The 24,951-nt window shown below is 60.4% G+C and carries 24 protein-coding genes; 6 read left to right on the forward strand and 18 right to left on the reverse strand.

Annotation, left to right across the window (positions count from 1 at the left end; translation table 11 throughout):
- The first annotated feature begins 71 nt into the window (after nt 1–71).
- Nucleotides 72–641, forward strand: a complete 570-nt coding sequence (locus EI293_RS08975) for a 1-acyl-sn-glycerol-3-phosphate acyltransferase (protein ID WP_125436788.1) — start codon at nt 72–74, stop codon at nt 639–641.
- A 110-nt stretch (nt 642–751) separates the two neighbouring features.
- Entirely contained in the window at nt 752–1,282 is a 531-nt protein-coding gene (locus EI293_RS08980) for a hypothetical protein (RefSeq protein ID WP_125436789.1), read from the forward strand.
- A 79-nt stretch (nt 1,283–1,361) separates the two neighbouring features.
- On the opposite strand, the gene EI293_RS08985 is transcribed toward EI293_RS08980, so the two are convergent.
- Nucleotides 1,362–1,832 (reverse strand): hypothetical protein, encoded by a 471-nt coding sequence (locus tag EI293_RS08985; protein ID WP_125436790.1) that lies wholly within the window; start codon nt 1,830–1,832, stop codon nt 1,362–1,364.
- Nucleotides 1,833–1,839: 7 nt separating this feature from the next.
- Nucleotides 1,840–2,463, reverse strand: a complete 624-nt coding sequence (locus EI293_RS08990) for a DUF4159 domain-containing protein (RefSeq protein WP_246010600.1) — start codon at nt 2,461–2,463, stop codon at nt 1,840–1,842.
- Between the two features lie 204 nt (nt 2,464–2,667).
- Between EI293_RS08990 and EI293_RS08995 the strand changes: the two genes are divergently transcribed.
- A complete protein-coding gene (locus EI293_RS08995; RefSeq protein ID WP_125436792.1) occupies nt 2,668–4,098 on the forward strand; it encodes an RtcB family protein in 1,431 nt (476 codons plus the stop codon).
- A gap of 8 nt (nt 4,099–4,106) precedes the next feature.
- Here the strand turns inward: EI293_RS08995 and EI293_RS09000 are convergent, their stop codons facing one another.
- Nucleotides 4,107–4,826, reverse strand: a complete 720-nt coding sequence (locus EI293_RS09000; RefSeq protein WP_125436793.1) for a 16S rRNA (uracil(1498)-N(3))-methyltransferase — start codon at nt 4,824–4,826, stop codon at nt 4,107–4,109.
- A 114-nt stretch (nt 4,827–4,940) separates the two neighbouring features.
- On the opposite strand from EI293_RS09000, the gene EI293_RS09005 reads away from it, so the two are divergent.
- Nucleotides 4,941–5,960 (forward strand): SDR family oxidoreductase, encoded by a 1,020-nt coding sequence (locus tag EI293_RS09005; RefSeq protein ID WP_125436794.1) that lies wholly within the window; start codon nt 4,941–4,943, stop codon nt 5,958–5,960.
- 80 nt (nt 5,961–6,040) lie between these two features.
- Here EI293_RS09005 and EI293_RS09010 read toward each other — a convergent pair whose 3' ends face one another.
- Nucleotides 6,041–6,826 carry a S1/P1 nuclease gene (locus tag EI293_RS09010; RefSeq protein ID WP_125436795.1) on the reverse strand — a complete coding sequence of 262 codons (786 nt, stop codon included), beginning with the start codon at nt 6,824–6,826 and terminating at the stop codon, nt 6,041–6,043.
- 144 nt (nt 6,827–6,970) lie between these two features.
- Nucleotides 6,971–8,587, reverse strand: a complete 1,617-nt coding sequence (gene pckA / locus EI293_RS09015; protein ID WP_125436796.1) for a phosphoenolpyruvate carboxykinase (ATP) — start codon at nt 8,585–8,587, stop codon at nt 6,971–6,973.
- Between the two features lie 270 nt (nt 8,588–8,857).
- Between pckA and EI293_RS09020 the strand changes: the two genes are divergently transcribed.
- Nucleotides 8,858–10,279 carry a peptide MFS transporter gene (locus EI293_RS09020; RefSeq protein WP_170170319.1) on the forward strand — a complete coding sequence of 474 codons (1,422 nt, stop codon included), beginning with the start codon at nt 8,858–8,860 and terminating at the stop codon, nt 10,277–10,279.
- Nucleotides 10,280–10,377: 98 nt separating this feature from the next.
- Nucleotides 10,378–10,605, forward strand: coding sequence for a hypothetical protein (locus EI293_RS09025; RefSeq protein ID WP_125436797.1), 228 nt, complete (start codon nt 10,378–10,380; stop codon nt 10,603–10,605).
- A 30-nt stretch (nt 10,606–10,635) separates the two neighbouring features.
- On the opposite strand, the gene groL is transcribed toward EI293_RS09025, so the two are convergent.
- From groL to EI293_RS09090, 13 genes are all read right to left on the reverse strand, one after another.
- Nucleotides 10,636–12,276: a chaperonin GroEL gene (gene groL, locus EI293_RS09030; protein WP_125436798.1), complete on the reverse strand. Its 1,641-nt coding sequence runs from the start codon at nt 12,274–12,276 to the stop codon at nt 10,636–10,638.
- 53 nt (nt 12,277–12,329) lie between these two features.
- Nucleotides 12,330–12,620, reverse strand: coding sequence for a co-chaperone GroES (groES, locus tag EI293_RS09035; RefSeq protein ID WP_044002289.1), 291 nt, complete (start codon nt 12,618–12,620; stop codon nt 12,330–12,332).
- 317 nt (nt 12,621–12,937) lie between these two features.
- Nucleotides 12,938–13,336, reverse strand: coding sequence for a preprotein translocase subunit SecG (secG, locus tag EI293_RS09040; protein WP_125436799.1), 399 nt, complete (start codon nt 13,334–13,336; stop codon nt 12,938–12,940).
- A complete protein-coding gene (locus EI293_RS09045) occupies nt 13,337–14,800 on the reverse strand; it encodes a hypothetical protein (protein ID WP_125436800.1) in 1,464 nt (487 codons plus the stop codon).
- A gap of 165 nt (nt 14,801–14,965) precedes the next feature.
- Complete coding sequence (locus tag EI293_RS09050) at nt 14,966–15,463, reverse strand: LptE family protein (protein WP_246010586.1); 498 nt, start codon at nt 15,461–15,463, stop codon at nt 14,966–14,968.
- A 73-nt stretch (nt 15,464–15,536) separates the two neighbouring features.
- On the reverse strand, nt 15,537–16,865 hold the full coding sequence (locus EI293_RS09055) for a sigma-54 interaction domain-containing protein (RefSeq protein WP_125436802.1): 1,329 nt from the start codon (nt 16,863–16,865) through the stop codon (nt 15,537–15,539).
- 67 nt (nt 16,866–16,932) lie between these two features.
- Nucleotides 16,933–17,304, reverse strand: coding sequence for a hypothetical protein (locus EI293_RS09060; protein ID WP_125436803.1), 372 nt, complete (start codon nt 17,302–17,304; stop codon nt 16,933–16,935).
- A gap of 10 nt (nt 17,305–17,314) precedes the next feature.
- Nucleotides 17,315–18,775, reverse strand: coding sequence for a tRNA (N6-isopentenyl adenosine(37)-C2)-methylthiotransferase MiaB (miaB, locus tag EI293_RS09065; RefSeq protein ID WP_125436804.1), 1,461 nt, complete (start codon nt 18,773–18,775; stop codon nt 17,315–17,317).
- A gap of 286 nt (nt 18,776–19,061) precedes the next feature.
- Complete coding sequence (gene pabB, locus EI293_RS09070) at nt 19,062–20,345, reverse strand: aminodeoxychorismate synthase component I (protein ID WP_246010587.1); 1,284 nt, start codon at nt 20,343–20,345, stop codon at nt 19,062–19,064.
- 56 nt (nt 20,346–20,401) lie between these two features.
- Nucleotides 20,402–21,853: a tetratricopeptide repeat protein gene (locus EI293_RS09075; protein ID WP_125436805.1), complete on the reverse strand. Its 1,452-nt coding sequence runs from the start codon at nt 21,851–21,853 to the stop codon at nt 20,402–20,404.
- 99 nt (nt 21,854–21,952) lie between these two features.
- A complete protein-coding gene (locus EI293_RS09080; protein WP_125436806.1) occupies nt 21,953–22,705 on the reverse strand; it encodes a zinc ribbon domain-containing protein in 753 nt (250 codons plus the stop codon).
- Complete coding sequence (locus EI293_RS09085) at nt 22,695–23,795, reverse strand: Nif3-like dinuclear metal center hexameric protein (RefSeq protein ID WP_170170320.1); 1,101 nt, start codon at nt 23,793–23,795, stop codon at nt 22,695–22,697. The genes EI293_RS09080 and EI293_RS09085 overlap by 11 nt, the downstream gene beginning before the upstream one ends.
- Before the next feature lie 235 nt (nt 23,796–24,030).
- Nucleotides 24,031–24,897, reverse strand: coding sequence for a protein phosphatase 2C domain-containing protein (locus tag EI293_RS09090; RefSeq protein WP_125436807.1), 867 nt, complete (start codon nt 24,895–24,897; stop codon nt 24,031–24,033).
- Between the last annotated feature and the right edge of the window lie 54 nt (nt 24,898–24,951).

Genomic DNA, 24,951 nt, shown 5'->3' on the forward strand with positions numbered 1-24,951 from the left:
ACGAGGCAATTTTCTAGCTTTGGGATACGGTAGCCTTCCCGAATCCATCCGGCTACTGCTTTTACCTGTTTATGGCGCGCAAGACTTCTACCTTCTGGTACTACATTTCAAAGGCTATTTTTGCCGTGGCCGGCTGGCGCCTGGGGCCGCAGGTGCCGCCTGAAATCAAGAAAAGCATGATGATTGCCGCGCCCCACACCAGCAACTGGGACTTCATCTTCTCCCGCGCTGCTTTTTTTCTGATGGATGTTGACGTGAAGCTCACCATCAAAAAGGAGTGGACCACTATTCCGGTGCTGGGCGCGCTGGTGCGCAGCCTCGGCGGGCTGGCCGTAGACCGCAGCCGCAACAACAGCCTCGTGGATGCTATGGTGCAACTCTTTCAGGAGCGGGAGGAACTGGTGATTCTCATCACGCCCGAAGGCACCCGCAAGTACCAGCCCAAGTGGCGCAAGGGCTTCTACCACGCGGCGCTGGGGGCCGGCGTACCCATTTTGCTTGGCTACCTCGATTACAAGAACAAGGAAGCTGGCGTTGGTCCTGCTTTCTGGCCCACCGGCGACTACGAAAAAGACCTGGAAGAAATCAAGGCCTTCTACCGCACTAAGCAGGGCCGCTTCCCGGAGAAGGGCGTGCGCTAAGTAATTGGTAGCAGAAGCGGCGGAAACCAAGCGGCGGCTAAGCTGCCTGGATTTCCGCCGCTTCCGCTATCTTGCCGGCCGCACGTTGTACTTCCGCCTGCGCCTGCCTCATGGAAAAACTACAAACGCTGGTCTGGCTGCTGATTGGGCTGGGCGTGTTCATCTGGCGCATGGTGCAGAAGGCGCGGGCCACCACCCAGCAGGAGCAGCGCGAGCGGCCCCGCGCCACTGGCAAAGTGCCGCCCCTGCCCAGCGGAAGCTTTGAGGAGCTGCTGAAGCAGATGCAGGCGCAGAACCGTCCGGCGGCAGCTCCCACAGCCACTCCGGTCACGCCGGCCGGCCGGCCGCTGCCCCGGGAAACCCCGGTACCCGCCCGCAGCCTGGAGCGCACCGAAACAGCCGCCCGCTCTCTGGAACAGTCTGCCACAGCCCGTTCGCTGGAAGCACCGCGCCGCGAAGCCCGCCTGGCATCCTCGCTGCCCCGTACCAATACTCAGCATGGCCAGGAGGACTACTGGAGCCGGCAGCCGCGCTCCGGGCAGGGCAATGATACCCGCCGCACCGTCAAGGGTATGCTGCAAAACCCTGCCGATGTGCGCGCCGCCTTTGTGCTGGGCGAGATTTTGCAGCGGCGGTTTTAGGTAGCACAAAAAGTGCCTGGTTCGTCATACCATATGAGGCGTGACGGAAGCCCTTTTCTCCCTGATTCTCACGGAGAAATTAAGGAGAAAAGGCTGTTCCCAGCAGCGAGTATAGGTCATTCTGCTCTTCGGCTTGCTGCATCTGCGTGAGTTGTTGCTGAAGTTGCTCTTGCGTGCAGCCGGGATGTATCCAGAGATGATGCAGAATGTATTCCAGTACCGTCCGGATATGGTAGCGGTTGGAAGAACGAAAGGTGGGTCGTTGTTCGGGCCAGCCTTCGGTGTCATTTGCAAGTCGGAAAATAACCAGGCTGAAAGCGCCGCTGGGGTCACCGTCCGGGTACCAGCCCAGGTCAACGAGCCAGCCGGTGGGATTCGCTTCCTGCTGTCCGGCCGCAGAAAGCCGCATGAATTCCAGCCAAAGCAGGTCTTCTTTGTAGTAGTGAAAGTTGGTAATCCAATCCTCTTTCACCACCATGTCCTCATCGCCGAAGGAGTTGTAGCAAACGGCCCAGCCGGCGGGCAGGCGCAAACGCATTAGTTCTGCCATCGGATTGCTACTCCTGGGTCAGGGCGTAGGTGACCAGGTTGGCGCCCATTTTCAGGGCCGCGTCGTGGGTGGCGGGGGTGTCTTCGGGGTAGGTGCCCAAGTCTTCCCAGCCGTTGCCCAGGTCGCACTCGAAGCTGTAGAAGCATACCAGCCGGCCCTTGTAGAGCAGCCCGAAGCCCTGGGGCCGCTTGCCGTCGTGCTCGTGCACCTTAGGCAGGCCGCGCGGAAACTGGAATTTCTGGTGGTACACGGGGTGCGTGAAAGGCAACTCCACGAATTCCAGCTCAGGAAATACCTTCTTCATCTCGGGCCGGATGAATTTGTCGAGGCCGTAGTTGTCATCAATGTGCAGAAACCCGCCCCCAATGAGGTAGCGGCGCAGGTTGCGGGCCTCGGCGTCGGTGAACGTGACGTTGCCGTGGCCGGTCATGTGTACGAAGGGGTAGGTGAGCAGCTCCGGCGAATCAAGCTCCACGGTAGCCTCCTCGGGGTCGATGTTGGTGCGCAGGGCCTGGTTGCAGAAGCGGATGAGGTTGGGCAGGCTGGTTTTGTTGGCGTACCAGTCGCCGCCGCCGCCGTAGTGCAGCTTGGCTAGGCGGAAGCTGGGGGCTGCGGGCGGTCCGGCGGCCATAATCAGGAACACCAGCAGGAAAGACAAACAAAAGGATTTGAGCATAGAGCAGGGGTAGAATAGATCCACCGGTAAACAAAGTAACGGATAGCCTGGATAAGTTCAACGGAAGACACTTGCTACAAGCCATCTGCTCGACAAGATTGGGCTGATTTGTGATTTAATTCATTTCTTGCCGAACAACTATATAAGTTATAGACACTGATGGTAACCGGAAAGGATTTAGTAGACCTGGGATTGAAGCCCGGGAAGTGGTTTAAAGAAGTGCTGGAGCACATCAACACGCACGGGCTGGCCGGCGAAGCCCTGCACGCCTACCTCGATACGGTGAAGCCCGCCCCGGAGCTGCCGCTGCTGGCGGAGCCCGTGCCGTTTCATGAAAATATCCGCGCGGATACGCCCGTGGAGCAGGCCAACATTGAGTACGTACGCAAGTCGATGCAGCAGCTGATGCGCACGCCTACCGTAGTGGCGGGTGCCATCATGCCCGATGCCTGCCCCGCCGGCCCGGTGGGCACCATTCCGGTGGGCGGCATTGTGGTTACCCGCAACGCCATTCATCCCGGCATGCACAGCGCGGATATCTGCTGCTCGGTGATGCTGACCAACCTGGGCAAAGTAGCGCCCAAAAGCGTGCTGGATGTTGCGCAGCAAATCACGCATTTCGGTCCCGGCGGCCGCCTGCCGGAACAGCAATTTGAGCTGCCCGAGGAAATCGAGGCGGAATTCCGGGCCAATCCGTTTCTGAACTCATTGCGCAGCCTTAAATCGGCGCGGGAACACCTGGGTACGCAGGGCGACGGCAACCATTTTCTCTACGTGGGCGTGTCGCGCGCTACCGGCGACACCGTGCTGGTGACCCACCACGGCTCGCGGGGGCCGGGCGCGGCTTTATACACGCAGGGTATGAAGGTGGCCGAACGGTTCCGGCAGGCCCTTTCGCCCGCCACCGACCCGCACAACGCCTGGATTCCCAGCCAGTCGCCGGAAGGCGAGGACTACTGGGCGGCGCTCCAGACCATCCGCAAGTGGACCAAGCAAAACCATTTGTGTTTGCACGAAGCCATTGTGGGGCAGCTGGGCGCTACGGTGCAGCAGCGGTTCTGGAACGAGCACAACTTCGTGTTTCGCGACGGGGAGCTGTTTTATCACGCCAAAGGTGCCACGCCGCTGGATCCGAAATTCATGCCCGACATCACCGGCCCGCGCATTATTCCGCTGAATATGGCCCAGCCCATCCTCATTGTGGAGGGTGTCACCACGGCGAATAATCTGGGTTTCGCGCCCCACGGCGCTGGCCGCAACCTGAGCCGTACCGGCCACAAGCGCAGCAAAATCGGCCAGACAAAAGAGGATTTATTCGCGGAGGAAACCCAGGGTATCGACGCCCGGTTTTTCTTTAACCGAATCGATATTTCCGAACTGCCCAGCGCCTACAAAGACGCCCACGAAGTAAAGCGGCAGATTACGGAGTTCGACCTGGCCACCACCATCGACGAAATCCTGCCCTACGGCTGCATTATGGCCGGCGACTGGGAGCAGGACGCACCCTGGCGCAAGAAAAAGCTGGCCAAGGAAGCCGCCCGGTTGGCTGCTGAAGATACCCAGGCCGACAGTTCGGCGGTGGCGGAATAGCCACTCAACTACGCTCCCGCCGCTAGCTCCCGCACTACGTGCGCCGTGTGCACGGCCGCCAAGGCGGCCGTTTCGGTGCGCAGGCGGGAAGCACCCAGCGTAACGGGCCGGATGCCCCGGGCAAAGGCGGCTTCGATTTCCTGGGGCGTAAAGTCGCCTTCCGGCCCGATGAGGATGCAGCAGGCGTCGCCGCGGGCCGCCACGCGGGCCAGTGGGGTTCGTTCCCCGTCTTCAAGATGGGCAATGAAGGTGGTTTCCGGCGCTACGGTAGGCAGGAAGCGGCCGAAATCCGTCAGCTCCGTGAGTTGCGGCAGCCACGCCTGGCCCGACTGCTTGAGGGCGCTGATAGCTATTTTCTCCAGGCGGTCCAGCTTCAGTTCGCGGCGCTCGGAGCGGGCGCAGCGCAGAAACGTGATGGTGTCTACGCCCATTTCGGTAGCTTTTTCCACCAGCCACTCCATCCGGTCGAGGTTTTTGGTGGGGGCTACGGCCAGGTGTACCTGATAGGGGCGGCGCGGCACTTGCTGGGCTTGTACCACGCGCAATAGGCAGCGTTTGGGGTTGGCCTCGGCTACGGCCGCTTCGTATACGCCGCCTTGGCCGTTCACCAGTACCACCGGGTCGCCCTCGCTGAGGCGCAGCACGCGCACGGCATGCTTGCTCTCATCTTCGGGGAGCTGGTAGGTGGGGGCGGTGCTGAGGTCGGGGGCGAAAAAGGTGTGCGGCATAGAGCAAAGGTAGGGCGAATCGGGAAGCTCGGGCATAACGCGGGCTACCCCGGCGCCGTACCCCTGAGGGTGCTGCCATCCGGCAGTTCCTTTCCACGCACCCATTCCATCCATATGGCTACCAAACTCAAAAAACTACAGGATCAGGTTATCGTCATTACCGGCGCTTCGTCGGGCATTGGGTTGGTAACGGCCCGCATGGCCGCGGCCAAAGGCGCCAAGCTGGTGCTGGCTGCCCGCAGCGAAGACGCCCTGCGTCAGCTGACCGAAGAAATCAACCAGGCCGGTGGCACGGCCACGTACGTCATCACCGACGTGAGTAAGCCCGAGGAAGTACAGCGGCTGGCCCGTGAAGCCATCAGCAAGTTCGGTGGCTTTGATACCTGGATCAACAATGCGGGCGTATCCATCTACGGCAAGCTGGAGCAAGTGCCCGTGGAGGATATGCGGCAGTTGTTCGAAGTGAATTTCTGGGGCCTCGTCAATGGCTCGCTGGAAGCGGCCAAACACCTGAAGTCGAAGGGCGGAGCCATCATCAACGTCGGGAGCATCCTGTCTGACATTACGGCTATTCTGCAGTCCATCTACTCGGCCAGCAAGCACGCCGTAAAGGGCTTTACCGACGGTTTGCGCATGGAACTGGAAATGGATGGGGCACCCGTTTCGGTAACGCTCATCCAGCCTTCGGCCATTGATACGCCCTACCCGGTGCACGCCAAAAACTACATGGAGCGCGAAGCCAAGCACGCGCCGCCCGCCTACGCCCCCGAAACGGTGGCCCGTGCCATTCTGCACTGCGCTGCTACGCCGGAGCGGGCCGTGGTAGTAGGTGGCGGCGGCAAAGCCTTCATTGGCATGGAGCACTGGACCCCTTCGCTGCTGGATAAGTTCATGGAGAAATCCTTCGCCCAACAGGAAAAAGCCGACTACGCCCCGCGGCCGCTCCACCAAAATGGCCTCGACAAGCCCGTGGGCGCTTTGCAGGAGCGAGGCAACTACCCCGGCAGTACCCGGGAAACCAGTTACTACACCGAGGCCGTTACGGCAGGCAGCCCCGCCTTGCGCACGGCTTTGTTCGTTGGAGCCGGCGTAGCCCTGGCCGCGTGGCTGGGAGCCGGGAAGCGAGAGAACTAAGCCACACCAACTTTTTCAGAAGCAAGAAGGCCCCGCTGTACTGTACAGCGGGGCCTTCTTGCTTCTGAAAAAGTTGGTGTTTAGCCTAACACGTCGTTCAGCAGACCGGCTAAACGCACACCGGCTTCCACGATGCGCTGCTTCATCAGGTCGGCGTGGGCCGGGTAGTATTTGTAATCCACGTCGGTATCCGCGGGGGTTTCCTGGTAAAGTTTTTCGCTGGCGCTGTACGACTCCCACAGCCACTGCTCCGGGGCGCTTTTCTGCAGCGCGCGTAACTGGCGGTGCGGCAGGTGCTGGTCGTACTGCTGGGCCATTTCGGTGTAGGTCAGGCCCTGGTAGTCGATGAGGCCACTATCCCAGAGGCTGTGCAGGTTGGTGTCTTTACCACGGTATTTGAGTTTGATGTCGTTACCGCCCTTGTCTTCGGCGTGGCCCGTGTGCATGGGCTGGTGAATATCGCCCACCAGATGCACCACAAACTTGAGGGCCGATGCCCGTTCCGCAGCCGGCTTACTCTCGTCGCCGAGGATGCGCAGGTTGGTTTCCAGGGCCGAGTAGGCGTTGGCGGTCATCTGAGTTTTAACGGCCTGAATGTAGGCATCGTGGGCCAGGCCGGAGGGCGTGTTCACGTAGTGCCAGGGAGCCGTGTCTTTGAACTCCGGATAGAAACGAATTTCATCGGGCCAAGTGCTTACGAGGGTGAGGGTTTCGGTACCCAGCAATTCCTTCACAGCACGCCGGGCGGAGCGGGAAAGGTGGTTTTCGGCAATTTTTCCCACGGCCCGATGTCCATCAGCCCCCCACGCCCACAGGCTTAGCGGCGACAACAGACAAAGGAGCAGAGGCAACAGACGCTTACGCATACAATCAGCAGGAAAGTGAGGTGAAATCAGGCAGCAAATTAGCTGGTTTGGGCGGAAAGGCACTGCTTTGAAGCGGAGGTTGCATAAAAAAGCTTCGCCAATATTACTTGGCGAAGCTCCTTTGAATAGATAGAAAGAATGACGCTACGCGCCAGCCGTCACGGCTACTTTGGGCGCACCAGCCAGGATTTCGTCGTTGGCGAAGTCGGCAAACTTCTGGAAGTTGTACACGAACTTCCCGGCCAGGTCAGCGGCTGTGCGGTCGTAGGCTTCCTGGTCGGCCCAGGTGTTGCGCGGGTCCAGAATGTCGGTGGGCACGCCGGGCACCGCGGCCGGCACCTGCACGCCGAAGACGGGGTGCTCGGTGAAGGCCACGTCGGTGAGCTGCCCGTTAAGGGCGGCCGTAATCATGGCCCGGGTGTAGGCCAGCTTCATGCGCGAACCGGTGCCGTAGGAGCCGCCGCTCCAGCCGGTGTTGATGAGCCAGACCTGCGTATCGGGGTGCTCGTCCATCTTCTGGCCCAGCATCTCGGCGTACTTGGTGGGGTGTAGCGGCAGGAACACGGCCCCGAAGCAGGCGGAAAAGGTGGTCTGGGGATCAGTAATGCCCATTTCCGTGCCGGCCACTTTGGCGGTGTAGCCGCTCATGAAGTGGTACATGGCGTGGCTTTTATCGAGCTTGCTGATGGGGGGCAGCACGCCAAACGCGTCGGCCGTCAGGAAGAAGATGTTCTTCGGGGCCTGCGCCACCGAAGGCTCAATGGCATTCGGAATGTAGTGGATGGGATACGCCGTGCGGGTGTTTTCCGTCACCGACTTGTTGGCGTAATCCACCGTGTGGGTGCCGGGTACGAAGCGCGTATTCTCTACGATAGAGCCGAACTTGATGGCGTCCCAGATCTGGGGCTCCTTCTCCTGGCTCAGGTCAATGACCTTGGCGTAGCAGCCGCCCTCGAAGTTGAAGATGCCCGCGTCGGGCGTCCAGCCGTGCTCGTCGTCGCCGATGAGGCCGCGGTTGGGGTCGGCCGAGAGGGTGGTTTTGCCCGTGCCCGAGAGGCCGAAGAAGATGGCCGTGTCGCCGTCCTGACCCACGTTGGCCGAACAGTGCATGCTGAGCGTGTTGTGCTGGTGGGGCAGCAGGAAGTTGAGGACCCCGAAGATGCCCTTTTTCATCTCCCCGGCGTAGCCCGTACCCCCAATGAGAATCATCTTCTTGGTGAAGTTGAGGATGGCGAAGTTCTTCTGGCGGGTACCGTCCACGGCCGGGTCGGCCTCGAAGCCGGGGGCACAGATGATGCTGAAATCAGGCGTCCAGCTGGTATCCGCGCCTTCTTCGGGGCGCAGGAACATGTTGTAGCAGAACAGGTTGTGCCAGGCCAGCTCGTTTACCACGCGCAGCTTCAGCTCGTAAGCGGGGTTGGCCCCGGCGTACGCCTCGCGCACGTATACCTCCTTGTCGGCCAGGTACTGGACCATTTTCTGGTGCAGTTGGTCGAATTTGTCGGCGTCGAAGGGGATATTGATGTCGCCCCACCATACCGATTCGGCCGTGGTGGCATCCTTCACCACAAACCGGTCCTTAGGCGAGCGGCCGGTAAACTGGCCGGTGTCGGCCATGAGGGCCCCGGTATCGGTGAGGGTGCCTTCGCCCCGGCGCAGGGCCTGCTCCACCAGCTCGGCGGGGGTGAGATTGAGATGCACTTGAGCAGCGTGGGAAATGCCCAGGGGAGCAAGGCGAACGTTGGCGGCGGAATCCATCATAGTAAAAGAGCCGAAAACGGGTTAGGAGTGGGTGGGAGAATGGGGGAATTCAAAAACAAAAATAGGCAAAAAGCTGAGCCCTCTACGGTGAATACGGAAAAACAGCGAATTTTCGCTTGTATTTTTTCCTGCCAACGAACGTTTGTCAGTTGGCCTGGGGCGAAGCTGGAGCCTTTCGGTTGGGTTGATAATCTTTTGTAGCTTTACAAACCTGCCCTGCGGTTGCAGCCGTGGGCTTTTTCTTTCCATCCTCTCACTTTTCCCTTTTTCATGCAAACGACCTCCGCTGTGCAGGAGCAGCCCACTATGCGGCAGAGCCATCCCCCCGGACTCTACCTCCTTTTCTTCACTGAAATGTGGGAACGGTTCAGCTACTACGGTATGCGGGGCCTGCTGGTGCTCTATCTGACCAAAACAGCTCTTGAGGGCGGCCTGGGTATTCCTGAGGCCAGTGCAACGCTCATTTACGGCTATTTTACCGGTTTCGTATACTTCACACCCATTATCGGGGGCTGGCTGGCCGATAAGTTCATCGGGCAGCGGCGGGCCATTCTCATCGGGGGCCTTACCATGGCCGTCGGGCAGTTTTTCCTGTTCATGCAGCCTTCCCTGTCAACGGAAGCCGCTGCGTTTGGCATGCCCTGGCCTACGCTGGTAGGTCTGCTGATGCTGATTCTGGGTAACGGTTTCTTCAAGCCTAATATCTCGACCATCGTAGGTAAGCTCTACGAGCAGGGCGACCCGCTACGCGACGCGGCTTTTACCATTTTCTACATGGGCATCAACACCGGGGCGTTCATTGCACCGCTGGTGTGCGGCTTTCTGGCCGAAAACCTGTTTGCCACCAAGAATGCCGCCGGCGAAATCATGAGCTACGGCTTCCGTTACGGCTTTATGGCGGCTGGTATCGGCATGCTGATCGGGCAGCTGGCCTTCAATCTGCTGGGGAAAAAGTACCTGGGCGACGTGGGGCTGTATCCCGAAGGCCAGGGTGCCGACAAAACCAAGGTGGCCGTGAAAGAGCCGCTCACCAAGGAAGAAACCGACCGGATGGCCGTTATCTTCATTATTACGCTGTTCGTGGTGTTCTTCTGGGCTGGTTTTGAGCAGGCGGGTTCCTCGCTCACGCTCTATACCGATAAGTTCATCGACCGGAACGTGGGTGGCTTCCTGATTCCGACCTCGTGGTTCCAGTCAGTAAACGCCGGCTTCATTGTGCTGCTGGGCGCGCCGGTGGCGGCTCTGTGGGTGATGTTGGGCCGCAAGGGCAAGGATCTGAGCATTCCCGTGAAAATGGGTCTGGGGATGATTCTGCTGGGTGTAGGCTTCCTGTTCATGGTAGGAGCCGTGATGGAGCGCGGCGGCGACGTGGCCGACCAGAGCATTAAAGCCAGCATCTGGTGGCTGATTGCCACTTACTTCTTCCACACCGTAGGCGAACTGTGCCTCTCGCCGGTAGGCCTTTCTATGGTGTCGCGCCTTTCGCCGCCGGCCCTCACCTCCATGCTGATGGGCGTATGGTTCCTGGCGCCCTTCGTGGCTCAGATTGCTGGTGGCTACATTGCCAAGTATGTAGAAGAGTTGGGAGCCCTCACGGTGTTCGGCCTGATTGCCGGCTTCGTGATTTTCGCCGGCCTCGTGCTGGTGCTGCTGGCCCGCAAGCTCTTTCACATGATGCATGGCCGCGGCTAAACCACGGATTTAAACGGATTCATCGGATTTCACGGATTTCGTTTCTGAATAAAAAGAACCCCGTCGGCATTGTCGGCGGGGTTCTTTTTTGTGTAATCATGGACCAAGAGACACAGCATGCCCCATGCTTTTTGGTGGTCACGCACCGCAACCTGTGCGCCGACTACCAACTTGCCAAATGGGCCACTGCCGGCCTAGGAGTGCTGCTGCTAGCCGTTATCGGATTCAGCAACCAACTCATCCGCAAAAAAATAAGCATCTATCCACTCAACGAAAGCAAAAAGCCCCGCTGGACTTTAGTCCAGCGGGGCTTTTTAGTAAGCTAACAGCTAAAAGCCAGCAGCTAACAGCTGATATTACATCATGCCGCCCATGCCGCCCATACCGGGGGCACCACCAGCGTGAGCACCGCCTTTGTCATCCTCGGGCTCATCCGAAATAACGCACTCGGTGGTCAGGAGCAGGCCGGCAATCGAAGCGGCATTTTCCAGAGCCAGACGCGTTACTTTGGTGGGGTCGAGGATACCAGCGGCCATCAGGTTCTCGTAACGGTCCTCGCGGGCGTTGTAGCCGTAGTCGCCTTTACCTTCGCGCACCTTCTGTACTACTACCGAGCCTTCGCCACCGGCGTTGCTTACGATGGTACGCAGGGGAGCTTCCAGAGCGGTGCGGATGATGTTGACACCGGTCCGCTCGTCGCCGTTGAGGGTATCAACTGCTTCCAGCGCATCGAGGGCGCGCACCAGGGCCACGCCACCGCCGGGTACCACGCCTTCCTCAACGGCGGCGCGGGTGGCGTGCAGAGCATCGTCTACCCGGTCTTTCTTCTCTTTCATTTCTACCTCGGTGCTGGCACCGATGTAGAGGATAGCTACACCGCCCGACAGCTTGGCCAGACGCTCCTGCAGTTTCTCCTTGTCGTAATCAGAAGTGGTCTTCTCGATCTGCGACTTGATTTCGTTTACGCGGCTGGTGATACCGTCTTTCTCGCCCCGGCCATTCACGATGGTCGTGTTGTCTTTGTCGATAATCACTTTCTCGGCCTGGCCCAGGTACTCCAGCGTAGCGCTGTCGAGCTTGTAGCCACGCTCTTCGCTGATAACCGTACCGCCCGTCAGAACGGCAATGTCTTCCAGCATAGCTTTGCGACGGTCGCCGAAGCCAGGAGCTTTCACGGCGGCAATTTTCAGCGAGCCGCGCAGCTTGTTTACTACCAGGGTAGCGAGGGCTTCGCCGTCCACGTCTTCGGAGATGATAACCAGCGGCTTACCGCTCTGTACCACCTGCTCCAGCACGGGCAGCAACTCCTTCATGGTGCTCACCTTCTTGTCGTAGATGAGGATGTAAGGGTTGTCGAACTCGGCCTCCATCTTCTCCGGGTTGGTCACGAAGTAGGGGGAGAGGTAACCCCGGTCGAACTGCATACCTTCCACCGTTTTTACTTCGGTTTCGGTGCCGCGGGCTTCTTCCACGGTAATCACGCCTTCCTTGCCTACTTTGTCCATGGCGTCGGCAATCATTTTGCCGATTTCCATATCGTTGTTGGCCGAAATAGCGCCTACCTGGGCAATTTCCGAAGAGTTTTCAATCTTCTTCGACTGGGCCTTCAGGTTGGCAACTACGGCAATTACCGCCTTGTCGATACCACGCTTGAGGTCCATTGGGTTAGCCCCGGCGGCTACGTTCTTCGAGCCAGCTGCGTAGATGGCCTGGGCCAGTACGGTAGCCGTAGTGGTGCCATCACCGGCCTGGTCGGCGGTTTTGCTGGCTACCTCCTTCACCAGTTGGGCACCCATGTTTTCTACCGGGTCGCTCAGCTCAATCTCCTTGGCCACGGTCACGCCGTCCTTGGTGATGCTGGGCGCCCCGAATTTCTTGTCGATAACCACGTTACGGCCTTTGGGGCCGAGGGTCACCTTTACGGCATTTGCCAGTTTGTCAACGCCGCGCTTCAGTTTGTCGCGGCCTTCGGTATCGAATTGGATGTTCTTAGCCATCGGGTAGTTACGGTTTGGAAATCAGAGAGAGGGGAAAGGCAAGCCGGATTGGCTTACAGCACGGCAAAAATATCCGACTCCTTCATAATGAGGTAGTCTTTGCCATCGATAGTGATTTCGGTGCCGGCATACTTGCCGTAGAGCACTTGGTCGCCCACGCTTACCTGGGGCTTGAGGGTGGTGCCGTTGTCGGCCACTTTGCCTTCACCTACGGCTACTACTTCGCCACGCTGGGGCTTCTCCTTGGCCGTGTCGGGGATGATGATACCCGATTTGGTTTTTTCCTCGGCGGCGGCAGGCGCGATGATTACGCGGTCAGCCAGCGGTTTGATGCTAAGCGACATATTGTACGTTTTGGTTGAAAGGTTTACCTGAAACAAGGTGGTGAACCCGGGGCTACACTTCCTGTGCCAGCCTGCCGAAACCTGACAGAATGGACACCACAGGCCGCTTTTTGGCCCTAATTATATCTATGGACTGTCAGCTTTGGCAGAAAAAATGGCGCGTCCGGCTGGTGGCTACGTCACCGGCTGGCCTCCGCGCTGCGAACAGGCCGACGGTCTGGCCTACCGTAGGTTGCTACCCCAACCGGCCAACAGCAAAAAGCCGGTGGCTCCTTGTAAGAGGAACCACCGGCTTGCAGGCCTGGAAAAGGCAAAAACTAGTTGGCGGGAGCCGGAGCAGGCTGGGCGGCCGGAGCGGTAGCGGGGGCCGCCGTTGGAGCCGAGGCACCGGGAGCAGTTGGCGCTGGAGCGGCTGGAACCGGCGCGGCCGGGCCACGGCTTTCCAGGGCTTTCTGCTGGTTGATGCTGCGCACCGGACCGGTGGCCGAGGAGCCGCCGATTACGTGGGTGCCTAAGCTCAATACCATCAGGCCGATGGCGAAACCCCAGGTGAGTTTTTCCAGCAGGTCGCCGGTACGCTTCACGCCCATGAGCTGGGCCGCGCCACCCGCGCCAAACTGGCTGGAAATCCCGCCGCCTTTGGGGTTTTGGGCCAGCACCACGACGCCTAGCAGAAAGCAAATGAGAAGAATCAGGGCAATAAGGGCGTAATACATCTACTCCGAAGGTTGTTGCAGTTGTTGGATTTGGTCGGCAAAATACGCCTTTTTTTCGGGCTGGCGCTCCATCAAGCGCTCATATATTTCAATGGCTTTGTCCTTTTTGCCCTGCCGCACCATAATTTTGGCCAGACTTTCGGAGGCCAGGGCCGGGGCGGCCGTGAGGCTGCGCACCGATAAATCGGCCTGCTCGGCGGCTGGCAGCGGTACTCCAACGGGGGACTTGATGCGGGGCTTGGTTTTGAGGAACTGGTTGATCAGGTCCAGCGAGGAAGCGGTGGGTTTGGGCTGGTGGGCGCGCATGTGGGCCAGCAGCAGTGCGTCGGGCTCGAAGAAGGCATCCAAGGGTAAATCCAGCGTGTAGCCGTCGTGGGGCTGCAGGTCGTAACCCAGGCGGCTGCCGGCTCCCAGGCTGTAACCCAGGTCTTTATCGGTGCGGAACGGCGCCGTGACGGAAGGGGCGGGCGTGGAGGGTAGGTTACTGAGCGTAGGTAGCTCATCCTCTTCTTCGTCTAAGTCCGGCAGCTGGTAGCCCGAGGGTACCGGCAGCTCCGGCTCACTCAGCCCAAACTCAAAGCGGGAAATTCCCGCTTCCGCCGGCGGCCGGATAGGCGGGGCCACGGCCGGCAACAAGTGGGTGTCAGCTGGTACAGGAACGTCAACTGTCGGTTCTTCTAATGAGGTATCGGGTTGTTCCTTAGATTCTGCCTCACTGTGCGTATACAGCGTTACCTCTTTCGTAGGAGAAGCACCGGAGTCTTCCTGTGCGGCAGCTGATTCGTCAGCAGCAGGTTGTTCAGGCGTGGCCTCTTTATTTAGTGCAGCTTCCCCGGGAGCCTCGTCGGCTGGTGCAGTAGAAATAGCTGGTGCTTCATCCGAAGCGGCCGGTTCTGACGGAATGTTCTCAGTAACGGCTGCATCGTCGGCAACGGCTGCGTCGGTTGTTGCCGGGGTTTCTGGCTGCTCTTCCGGCTCGATGGTAACTGGTCCTTCCGCCACCTTCTGGGTCACCTCATCTGTCGGCGGCTCAGCTTCCGAAACTTCCGCAGTCGAATAAACTGGTGGCAGGAGTTCCGGTGGCGTATCGGTGGCTGCTGGTGTTACGGAGGGCTCCGTTATGGTCGTTTCCCGCTCGTAAAAAGCCGGAATAGCAGCGGTAACGGCTGCCGCTGCCGCCGGAGCAGGAACCACCGGGGCTTCAGCGGCTGCCAGCATGGCGGCAGGGGCCGCAGGCTGCTCCAGCAGCTGCCGCAGCAACTCCCGGTCGGCGGCATAGGTGGCGGCGCGGCGCAGGCGCTGGCCGGCCAGCATGCTGCCCCGGTCGTGGGCGGCTTTGGCCAGCAGCAGATGAGCCGTCTGACAGTACGGAAACGCGGCCGCCAATTGTTCCAGCTCCCGGACTTCGGTATCCGAAATGCCGTTTACGTGGTCCAGAATATGCAGTAACGACGCGCGGGTCATGCGGTAGGAAATAGGTATCGGCCTGTAGTCCTCAAGGAGCGAGGTACCGGGCGGGGCCGCGTAGGGTGCAAAAACGGGAACAGAAGCAGGAAAGGGACCTTGCCGAAACCGGCGCGGGGCGCAACAATACGCCAATTTAGGCAGTAAACCGCGTCGTCGGGTCACTTACCAGTTAGCTACTGACTTATTAAAGGCGTCCGTGATAATGTTGCGAAACAGCTCGCGCACGGCCGTGGGGTCGTTGTTGATGCTGGTAATGTCACGGGTAGCGGGGAAGGGCCGGGTGGTTTGCAGGGTCTGCTCGAAGTCCTGCTTGGGGTCCTTGGTATTGGTGAATTTCACCCGCACCTGAATGGTGAGCTGGTTGGCCCCGGCCTGGTCCTGGCCGTTGGTCTGCTGAATGGCGGCCGGCGCAAAGTCGTAGGCAATAATCTGGCCCTCAAACTGTAAGTCGCCGTCGCGAGGCACCAGTTTCAGGGACGTATTGCGCTGAAAGTAGTCCTTGAAATCCTCCGTAAACCGTGGGCCGAGAAAGGAGGGGCCGTTGTTGGCATTGTTGGCGAATGTGGAAATGGAAATGGTCTTGACGTTCGGGTCGATGTTGGTACCGCTGAACGAGTAGATGCCGCAACCACTTAAAAAGCTGCAAGTTGCAAGCCACAAGCAGCAAGCTAGAATTCTCAGGAAAGCGGTATTCGCAGCTTGTGGCTTATAGCTTACAGCTTGTAGCTCACCACTATGCTTGTTCCAGGTCATATTGCTTGAGTTTCCGATAGAGGGTGCGTTCTGAAATACCCAGATCATGCGCCGCGTACTTGCGCTTGTTATTGTGCTTCTTCAACGCCTTGATAATCATTTCCTTTTCCTTGGCTTCCAGGCTCAGGGTTTCCTCCTCCGTTTCGTGCGGAATGTCCTCCACGCGCTGCACTTCCTCCTCGTAGTCGGTGGAGTCGTCCACGTCCAGGTCGCGGTGGTGCAGGATGTACTCGGCGGGGCTGGTCTCGGGGCCGGCCGGGCGCAAAGGGCGGGCACCGTTACTTTCGTAGGGCGATACGCTCACGTTGCTGAACAGGTGGCTGTTCTGGCGTAGCAGCTCCTGGGTTTCGGAGGGGCGCTGACCGCCGGCCAGGTCCAGGACCAGCTTCTTGAGGTCGGTCATGTCGCGGCGCATATCGAAGAGAACCTTGTAGAGCAGGTCGCGCTCCGAGTAGGCGTTGCCGGCCCCGTCGGTGGCGGTGCCGGCGGCGTGTACCAGCATGGGCAGGCGGCTGCTCTGGTCGGCGGGCAGGTAGCCCCGCAGGCGGCGCGCATCCACCTCCCGCTCCGTTTCCAGCACCGACATCTGCTCGGCCACGTTCTTGAGCTGGCGGATGTTGCCGGGGAAGCGGAACCGCTGCAGCTCCTGCACCGCTTCGGCCGACAGACTGATAGGCTTCACCCGATACCGGTCGGCAAAATCGGTGGCGAACTTTCTGAACAGTAAATAGATATCATCGCCCCGTTCACGCAATGGTGGAACCGTGATGGGCACCGTGTTGAGGCGGTAGTACAGGTCCTCGCGGAAGCGGCCTTCGCGCACGGCATCCAGCAGATTCACGTTGGTAGCGGCCACCACGCGCACGTCGGTCTTCTGCACCTTGCTGGAGCCCACGCGGATAAACTCGCCGTTTTCCAGCACCCGCAGCAGGCGGGCCTGGGTGCCAAGCGGCATCTCCCCAATTTCGTCGAGGAAGATGGTGCCGCCGTTGGTTACCTCGAAGTAGCCCTTGCGGGCTTCCTGGGCTCCCGTAAACGAGCCTTTCTCGTGGCCAAACAGCTCCGAATCGATGGTGCCCTCGGGAATAGCGCCACAGTTGATGGCAATAAACTGCCCGTGCTTGCGGGGCGAGAGGGCGTGGATGATCTTGGAAAACGACTCCTTGCCGGAGCCGCTTTCGCCGGAAATCAGCACCGTCATATCGGTCGGGGCCACCTGCGCCGCCACCTGAATGGCGTAGTTCAGCGTCGGCGCGTTGCCGATAATGCCGAAGCGCTGTTTGATGCTTTGTATTTCAGAAGGTGTCAAGTCGGGAGGGTTTTCGTAGGGTAGACGAAAAGCTAGGATAGTTTATTTTGATATAGAAGCTTATAAATTATTGAGCAGCCTCATTGTACTCTGGTCGGCTGGTAGCATATCTGATTTTGAGTGTATCCCCCACGTTGTAAGCAGGGTCTTTAGTGTCACCGATATATGTCTTGCCATTTACTCTAAAAGAGTATGAGTAAGAAAATGAATGTGATACCGGGCTGTTTCCGAAAAAATTCTTTTTGCTGATAACAACTGCAGAAGTAGTTTCCCGTTTTGCCGACAGCATCTGCTGCCTCTTTGCTCCCTTAATGAGAGTATATCCAAAGTGGCCAAATATGGAGAGCATTAACGCCAAGGCCAGCGCACTAGATAAGGATGGCCATTGTCTCTTTTTTGGCTGATGCTTCGTCTTCTTGCTGGATTTTGCAGAAGCCATGAGTGTTCTCCTAAACGGCTTCGCCTAAGAGCGTGCTGGCGGAGCCGCTGTGTACCAGTACATCCACGTAGTCGCCCTTTTTGTAGTGCTTTTTGGGGAAGATGACGACTTGGTTCTGGCTGTTGCGGCCGCTCAGGTGCTCGTCGCTACGCTTGGAGAAGTTCTCGGCCAGTACGCGGTGTATCCGGCCCACGCCGCGCAGGTTGCGCAGGCGGCTGTGCTGCTGCTGCAGGGCAATGACTTCGGCCAGACGGCGCTTTTTTACCTCCAGCGGCACGTCGTCCTCCAACTTGCGGGCGGCCAGCGTGCCGGGGCGCTCCGAGTAGAAGAACATGTACGCCATATCGTAGTGCACGTATTCCATCAGGCTCAGCGTATCCTGATGCTCCTCCTCGGTTTCGGAGCAGAAACCCGAAATCATATCGGTGCTGATGGCACAGTCCTCGCCCAGAATGCGGCGGATAGCCTGCACGCGCTCCTCGTACCAGGGCCGGTCGTAGGTGCGGTTCATCAGGGCCAGTACGCGGGAGTTGCCGCTCTGGGCCGGCAAATGGATGTACTTGCAGATGTTGTCGTAGCGCGCCATCGTGTGGAGCACCTCGTCGGTGATGTCCTTGGGGTGGGAGGTGGAGAAGCGCACCCGCAGCTCAGGGCTGATGAGGGCTACGCGCTCCAACAGCTGGGCGAAGTTCACGTGCTCGGAGCCGTCCTCGGCGGCCCACTTGTAAGAATCCACGTTCTGGCCCAGCAGGGTCACTTCCTTGTAGCCCTGGGCCACCAGGTCGCGGGCTTCCTGCACGATGCTGTGCGCGTCGCGGCTCCGCTCGCGGCCCCGGGTGAAGGGCACCACGCAGAAGGAGCACATGTTGTCGCAGCCGCGCATGATGCTGATGAAGGCCGTAATGCCGTTCGAGTTCAGGCGCACCGGCGTGATGTCGGCGTAGGTTTCCTCGCGGCTCAGCAGTACGTTCACGGCTTTCTGGCCGCCGTCTACCTGCTGAATAAGCTGGGGCAGGTCGCGGTAGGCATCGGGGCCTACTACCAGGTCCACCAGCTTTTCTTCTTCCAGAAACTTGCTTTTCAGGCGCTCGGCCATGCAGCCCAGCACGCCTACCAGCAGGCCGGGGTTGCGCTTTTTGTGGCCGTTGATCTGCGAAAGGCGCATGCGCACAGTCTGCTCGGCCTTCTCGCGGATGGAGCAGGTGTTGAGCAGCACCAGGTCGGCGCCTTCCAGCGTGTCGGTGGTATCGAAGCCTTCATTGAAGAGGATGCTCGACACGATTTCCGAGTCGGAGAAGTTCATCTGGCAGCCGTAGCTCTCAATGTAGAGCTTGCGGCTTTTGCCCGTGCGGGTAGCCGGGTTCACGCGCACCTCGCCCGAGGGCTCGTGGGCGTGGGTGGCAGCATCCACGGCGGGCGTGGGCAGGGCGGGGGTATCGAGAAAATCGAGGGTAATCAGCGGTTGGGACATGGGAAAAGGCCTTTGGCAGGCAGCACCTTCACAGTTCAGAGAACGGCAAAGGTAGCCTTTTTAGGCTGAAAAATGACAGAATGGCAGGAGAGGTGAGGTGGTGATGTAGTGATTCAGCGCGTGGGGTGTCATTGCGAGCATGTGGCGCATCAAGCCAGTGTCGAAGCAATCCTTCCTTTTCAGAGAGCTGCCCCTCAAGTAGCGCAAAGCCAGGGCAAACGTTCATGGCTTTCGAGTAGATCAGGGTTTGTCTTCTTGTCGAGGAAGGATTGCTTCGCTCACCACCTCACCGGATTTCCGCGCCCAGCACTTCCAGGATGGCGCGGGCTTTCAGGAGGCACTCGTCGTACTCGCGCTCCGGCACCGAGTCGTAGGTGATGGCCGAGCCGACCTGGAAGCTGAGGTAGCCGGTATCGGGGCGGTACTGCAGGCTGCGGATGACCACGTTGAAATCGAAGCTGCCGTCGGGCAGCACGTAGCCGATGCTGCCGCTGTAGAGGCCGCGGCGGGTGCGCTCGTAGTGCTCAATGAGCTGCATGGCCCGGATTTTTGGTGCGCCCGTCATGGAGCCCATCGGGAAGGCCGCCCGCAGAATGGTGGGCAGGCTGGTGGCGGGCTGCAGCTCGGCCGTCACGGTGGATATCATCTGCCAGACGTGGCGGAAAGGGTAGAGGCCGAACAGTTCGGGCACCTGCACGGTGCCGGTGCGGGCCACGCGGGCCAGGTCGTTGCGCACCAGGTCCACAATCATCAGGTTCTCGGCCCGCTCCTTTTCGTCGTGCAGCAGCTGGTGGCGCTGCTGATCGTCCTCGGCCGAGGTGAGGCCGCGCCGGATGGTGCCCTTGATGGGCTGGGATACCAGCGTGGTGCCGTGGCGCGACAAAAACCGCTCGGGCGAGGCGCACAGCAGGTAATGTTGCTGGTGCCGTACGAAGCCCGCAAACGGGGCCGGCGAGGCCGCGTTCAGGCGCAGAAATACGTCCGTGGGGTCGAGCTGCACGCCCTCGGCGTAGAATTCCTGGCAGAGGTTGAGCTCGTACACTTCGCCGTTGAGGATATCCTCGCGCACGGCTTCCACGGCCGCCAGGTAGTCGGCTTTGGGCATGCGGGGCGTCAGGGGGGGCACGGCGGGGGCGGCCGTTGGCGGTACTTCGGTGGCCAGAATAGCGGCCAGCACCCCGGCCGTGCGGCCGTGCAGAGTCACCGTGTCGGTTTCCCAGGTCAGCCAGGTCTGGGCCTCGAAGAAATGCAGCGCCGGCCACGCCAGCCCCGAGGCGTTGTGGCTGTGCAGGGCCTCAATTTCGTTTTTGACCTCGTACGTCAGGAACCCGAACCGGGGCACAGTCGAACTACTGCCGACCAACTCCGTCTGCAGTTCGGCCAGGGTATGGGGGGCAGTGGGCGCTTCGGCGGCCACGCCCAGCAGCCGCCGGAACGGGCCTTCGGGGTACGTCAGGTCGTTGGGCTCGAAGTAGGCACAGTACGAAAACTGCGCGGCCCAGCGCAGGGCCCGGGCCCGGAAATCGGCCGGCAGCCGGGTAAGCGGAACAGTAAGGGAAGTGGCAGACACGGAAGCAAAGGTATAGTCAGCGGCGACTCGTCGGCAGGCGGTCATGGCGAGCAGCGTCATTCTAACTCTTTCAGGGCCAGTTTGGCTTTGGTGTCGGTGCTGTTTTTGTACTCGTGCCTGGGGTAGCTCAGGGCCTGCCGGAAATACTGGCGGGCCAGGGCCGGTTGCCCGGCCACCTGGGCCAGGTAGCCCAGCTGCAGTGCCGACTGCGGGGCAAAGTAGTACGGGGCGGTGCCGCCCAGGGCAATGGTGCGGGCGTAGAACGGGCGGGCCGAATCGGGGCGGCCGAGCAGGTGCAGGGCCCGGGCGCGGCGGTAAGGCTCCTCCAGCCGGTCGCGCAGGGGCGTGGCGGCCGTGGTCCGGAAGCCGTCGAGGGTCGCCAGGGCCTCGCGGTAGTAGCCGCCGTCAATCTGGAGGCGGGCCCGGGTGAGGCGGGCGTTGAGGGGCTGCTTATCGTCGAAGAAGCGTTGGGCGTAGGTGTCCTCCTCCAGCACCGTGCGCCCGCCGCTGCCGATGCGGCGGCGGTACTGAGCGGCGGCCGGGGCATCGGCGTTCAGCCAGGCGGCCAGATACAGCTTGAAGTAGGCGTCTTTACGGTAGTGCTGGCCCCGGTACTCCTGCAGAAACTGCTCGTTGGCTTGCTGGGAAGCCGCGTATTGGCCCTGGTAGAGCAGCAAATCGGCGGCCATGTGGTGCAGGTAGGGCAGCGGCAGGTAGCCGGGGCCGGTGGGCCGGGCGCGGTAGGCGGCCAACGCGGCCTCGGTGCGGTGCTGCTTTTTCAGCTGACTGATAAGCAGGTAGCTGACCAGTAGATTATCAGGCTGCTGGCGGCGCAGGGTTTCCATCAGGGCCAGGGCCGCCTCGGGCTTCTTGTAGTAGGTTTCTTCCAGCAGCGCCAGAATCAGCCGGCTTTCCAGCTGGAAGTCGTTGGGCTCGGTGGCGGCCCGGCGCAGGTTGTGCAGGCCCGCCTCCACGGAGCCCGGCAGCCCCAGCAGCTTCAGAAACCAGCGGTACGACTCCGGCAACGACCCGATAAAAAACTGCAGCATCCCCAGCGTTTTGCGGGCCGGCAGGTACTGCGGGTAGCGGCGCACCACCTGCTGCATGGCCAGATAACTCTGGCGCAGACTCCAGGCCCCCTGCACCTCGTGCCCGAACACCACCTGGGCGGCGGCCTGGTGCAGCCGGATTTCGGCGGCGGCGTAGGCCTGCAAGGGGCCGGCCGGCTGTTTGTCCAGCAGCTTAAGTCGCGCCTCCTGGGCCGCCACGGTGGCCGCGTAGCGGGTGGCATCCTGGCTCACCAGCAGCTCCGTAATACCGAGGCAGTCCTGCACCAGCACCGTGCCGGCCTCGGAGCCCGCCAACTGGGGCCGGCGCATTTTTAACACCTCGGCGTAGGCGCGGGCTTGGGCGGGGGTAAGTTCTGATAGCGGTTCCCGCAGAGGAGCGCAGAGGGCTTCGCGGAGGAACGCAGAGGAAAACAGCAGCAGCCAGAACAGCCACGGCATACCACTGCAAAATCCACGGCGAATCACTGCGCGAAAAATCATGGGCAAAAAAAGAACGGCCCCGATAAAGGCCGTTCCTCTTTAAACTATCAGCAAAACCTAAGCTACCACGCGGGCCTCCACGTCGGCCAGTACGCGGCCGCAGTGCTCACACACGATGATTTTCTTGTGCGAGATGATGTCGGCCTGGCGCTGGGGCGGTACCGTGTTGAAGCAGCCGCCGCAGGCGTCGCGCTTCACCGTTACCACGGCCAAGCCGTTGCGTACGTTGCCGCGGATGCGGGTGTAGGCCGTCAGCAGGCGGTCTTCGATGGGCTTTACGGCCTCAGCGCGCTCGTCCATGAGCTTCTGCTCATCGGCTTCGCTCTCGCCCACGATGGTTTCCAGCTCCGACTTCTTGTTGGTCAGATCCTTCTTCCGCTCGTCGAGGCGCTGTTTGGTACCGCTGATTTCGTTGTTTTTCAGCTCAATCTGGTACTGCGCTTCTTTGATTTTTTTCTCCGAAATCTGGATTTCCAGCTTCTGGAGCTCAATTTCCTTGGCAATAGCCTCGTACTCGCGGTTGTTGCGCACGTTGGTCTGCTGCTCTTCGTAGCGCTTGATCAGGCCATCGGCATCCTTGGTGTTCTGCTTGCGCTGCTTGATCTGGTCGTTGAGGCCGGAAATTTCCTCGTCGAACTTGCTCACGCGCACCTCGTAGCCCGCAATTTCGTCCTCCAGGTCCTGCACTTCTTCGGGCAGGTCGCCGCGCACGCGCCGAATTTCGTCGAGCTGCGAGTCAATGCGCTGCAGGTTCAGGAGGGCTTCCAGCTTACTAGCAACGGTGGTTTCCGCGGAGGGATTAGAAATCATAACGGACGGGGTTGGTGAGGGTCTCTGCAATGAAGAGCGCAAAAGTACTTCCAAAGTTGTCGGCAAGCAAATCCCGGAAGATTTCGCCCGTGAACTGCTCGCTCTCAAAATGGCCTACGTCGCAGAGCATCAGGCGGCCTTCGGCGCCAAAATATTCGTGGTATTTCAGGTCGCCGGTCACGTAGGCCTGGGCCCCGGCGGCGCGGGCCTTGCCAATGAGGAAGCTGCCCGCGCCGCCGCACAGGGCCACGGTAGAAATAAGCGGCTCAAACTCGGTATGCTTCACCACGGGCACGCCCAGCGCCGCCCGCAGCCGCTGCCGGAACTCGGCGGGGGGCAGGGGTTCGGGCAATTCGCCCACCATGCCGGAGCCCACCTCCTGATGCACGTTTTCCAGCTTGATGAGCTCGTAGGCCACTTCCTCGTAGGGGTGGGCCTGGCGTAGCGCCCGGAGCGCAGCCCCCTGCAGGTGCAGGGGCAGTAGTACTTCCACGCGGTCCTCGGGGCCGGTGTGGGGCTGCCCCGGCTGGCCGCTGAAGGGGGTGGTATCCGCGCCGGGCGTGAAAGTAAAGGTGCCCTCAGAGCGGAAACTGCACTGCGCGTAGTCGCCGATGTGGCCGGCCCCGGCGGTATACAGGGCTTGCAATACGGCTTCGGTGTGGGTGGGGGGCACGTAGGTGATGAGCTTGCCCAGCAAGCCGGGCTTGGGGTCGAGGATGCGCAGGTTCAGCAGGCCCAGCTTCTCGGCCAGCTTGCGGTTCACGCCGTGGCGCACGTTATCCAGGTTGGTGTGGGCGGCGTAGAGCGCCACGTCGTGGCGGATGGCTTTGAGTAGGGTCTGCTCCACCTCGTTGGCCCCGGTGAGGCGTTTGAGGGGCTTAAAGATGAGTGGGTGGTGGGCCACCACCACGTTGCAACCCCGCCGGATGGCCTCGTCTACCACGGCTGGGGTGCAGTCGAGGGCGATGAGCACGCCGCGCACCTCCACCTGAGGGTCGCCGTACTGCAGGCCGGCGTTGTCGTAGCTTTCCTGGTAGGCCAGGGGGGCGGCCGCTTCCAGCACGCGCATGAGGTCGAGTAGCTTGGACATTCTATTCAATTAAAAATTAAAGCCGTTCCGAAAGTCCACAGAACGTCATACTTCGACAAGCGTAGCATGACGTTCTTTAAAATTTCAAATACTTCCCAAAACAGCTTCATGAAGAATCAAACCTGTTTCTTGGTTGCTGGCCGGATACTGACCGGAAAACCGCCGTAAAAATGAGCCCTGGCAGCCGGAGTGCGCAAAGAATTTATTACCCGGCGGATAGGATGGGGGGCATGTTTTACGCGAGCCGCACCCGCAGGATGGCTACGTCATCGGTGGGAACCAGGCCGAACGTGCTTTCCAGCCGCCGCACCTTCATGGTCAGCATTTCCTCGCGCTCCGCCAGTTCCTGGTTCAGCAGCAGATAGGCGGGTACGTCTGGCAGGTCAACCTCAGCCGCCACGTCCGTGGGCGCAAAGCTGTCGATGCCGTCGGTGGCCAGGGCCAGGTCGGTACAGTTGGGGGCGTGGAGGATCTGCCGCTGCTGGTCGTACCACTCGGCGAAAGGGCGGCTGAGGTGGTAGGCCAGGTAATCGGGCCGGTTGTCCTGCTCGAAGCGGGTGAGCCGGCCGTTGAGGGCCACGGTGGCGTCGCCCAGGGCCAGCACCACTACCTGCCGCGAGTCGGTATCGAGCAGGGCCACCACCAGCGTCGTGAGCAGTTCGTTGGTTTCAAGATATAATTGATTTTTCAGCTGCCGCATTTCCGCAAACACGGCTGCTATAATTTCGCGCAGCTCGGCTTCGAGGGAAGCAGCCACCAACTCGCCGTAGAATTCCCGGTACGCGTGTTCCTTCAGCACTTTCCGGAGCACCTTGGCTACCAGCGTTGAGGCGAAGTGGCTTTCCCGGCCCATCGTGCAGCCGTCCATGACGGCCAGAACCAGCTTGTGCGCGCCCAGCGGCTGCGCTACGCTGAAATCCTCGCAGAAATCGGCGTGGTAGGCCCCGCGTTTCAGGAGCTGATATAGTTGCATGTCAAATAAAGGCCCGGCCGCCGGGGCTACTGCCGTAGCAACGAACTCGGGATACAGGCGGCCCCGGGCCAGGCAAAGATAGACGGGTCGGGGCTGATCTGAAACCCGGATAGTTACGTCTTCCGCCACGGAAAACCGACCTGATTGCACAGCGCCCGGCCGCAACCCGCTACTTTTGCGCCT

The organism is Hymenobacter perfusus, from assembly GCF_003944765.1.
GTDB lineage: Bacteria > Bacteroidota > Bacteroidia > Cytophagales > Hymenobacteraceae > Hymenobacter > Hymenobacter perfusus.

Excerpts from the sequence above, each read along its gene's own strand:
- EI293_RS08975 (WP_125436788.1), top strand. The coding sequence starts at position 72 with ATGGCGCGCAAGACTTCTACCTTCTGGTACTACATTTCAAAGGCTATT.
- EI293_RS08980 (WP_125436789.1), top strand. The coding sequence starts at position 752 with ATGGAAAAACTACAAACGCTGGTCTGGCTGCTGATTGGGCTGGGCGTG.
- EI293_RS08985 (WP_125436790.1), bottom strand. The coding sequence starts at position 1,832 with ATGGCAGAACTAATGCGTTTGCGCCTGCCCGCCGGCTGGGCCGTTTGC.
- EI293_RS08990 (WP_246010600.1), bottom strand. The coding sequence starts at position 2,463 with ATGGCCGCCGGACCGCCCGCAGCCCCCAGCTTCCGCCTAGCCAAGCTG.
- EI293_RS08995 (WP_125436792.1), top strand. The coding sequence starts at position 2,668 with ATGGTAACCGGAAAGGATTTAGTAGACCTGGGATTGAAGCCCGGGAAG.
- EI293_RS09000 (WP_125436793.1), bottom strand. The coding sequence starts at position 4,826 with ATGCCGCACACCTTTTTCGCCCCCGACCTCAGCACCGCCCCCACCTAC.
- EI293_RS09005 (WP_125436794.1), top strand. The coding sequence starts at position 4,941 with ATGGCTACCAAACTCAAAAAACTACAGGATCAGGTTATCGTCATTACC.
- EI293_RS09010 (WP_125436795.1), bottom strand. The coding sequence starts at position 6,826 with ATGCGTAAGCGTCTGTTGCCTCTGCTCCTTTGTCTGTTGTCGCCGCTA.
- pckA (WP_125436796.1), bottom strand. The coding sequence starts at position 8,587 with ATGATGGATTCCGCCGCCAACGTTCGCCTTGCTCCCCTGGGCATTTCC.
- EI293_RS09020 (WP_170170319.1), top strand. The coding sequence starts at position 8,858 with ATGCAAACGACCTCCGCTGTGCAGGAGCAGCCCACTATGCGGCAGAGC.
- EI293_RS09025 (WP_125436797.1), top strand. The coding sequence starts at position 10,378 with ATGGACCAAGAGACACAGCATGCCCCATGCTTTTTGGTGGTCACGCAC.
- groL (WP_125436798.1), bottom strand. The coding sequence starts at position 12,276 with ATGGCTAAGAACATCCAATTCGATACCGAAGGCCGCGACAAACTGAAG.
- groES (WP_044002289.1), bottom strand. The coding sequence starts at position 12,620 with ATGTCGCTTAGCATCAAACCGCTGGCTGACCGCGTAATCATCGCGCCT.
- secG (WP_125436799.1), bottom strand. The coding sequence starts at position 13,336 with ATGTATTACGCCCTTATTGCCCTGATTCTTCTCATTTGCTTTCTGCTA.
- EI293_RS09045 (WP_125436800.1), bottom strand. The coding sequence starts at position 14,800 with ATGACCCGCGCGTCGTTACTGCATATTCTGGACCACGTAAACGGCATT.
- EI293_RS09060 (WP_125436803.1), bottom strand. The coding sequence starts at position 17,304 with ATGGCTTCTGCAAAATCCAGCAAGAAGACGAAGCATCAGCCAAAAAAG.
- miaB (WP_125436804.1), bottom strand. The coding sequence starts at position 18,775 with ATGTCCCAACCGCTGATTACCCTCGATTTTCTCGATACCCCCGCCCTG.
- EI293_RS09075 (WP_125436805.1), bottom strand. The coding sequence starts at position 21,853 with ATGCCGTGGCTGTTCTGGCTGCTGCTGTTTTCCTCTGCGTTCCTCCGC.
- EI293_RS09080 (WP_125436806.1), bottom strand. The coding sequence starts at position 22,705 with ATGATTTCTAATCCCTCCGCGGAAACCACCGTTGCTAGTAAGCTGGAA.
- EI293_RS09085 (WP_170170320.1), bottom strand. The coding sequence starts at position 23,795 with ATGTCCAAGCTACTCGACCTCATGCGCGTGCTGGAAGCGGCCGCCCCC.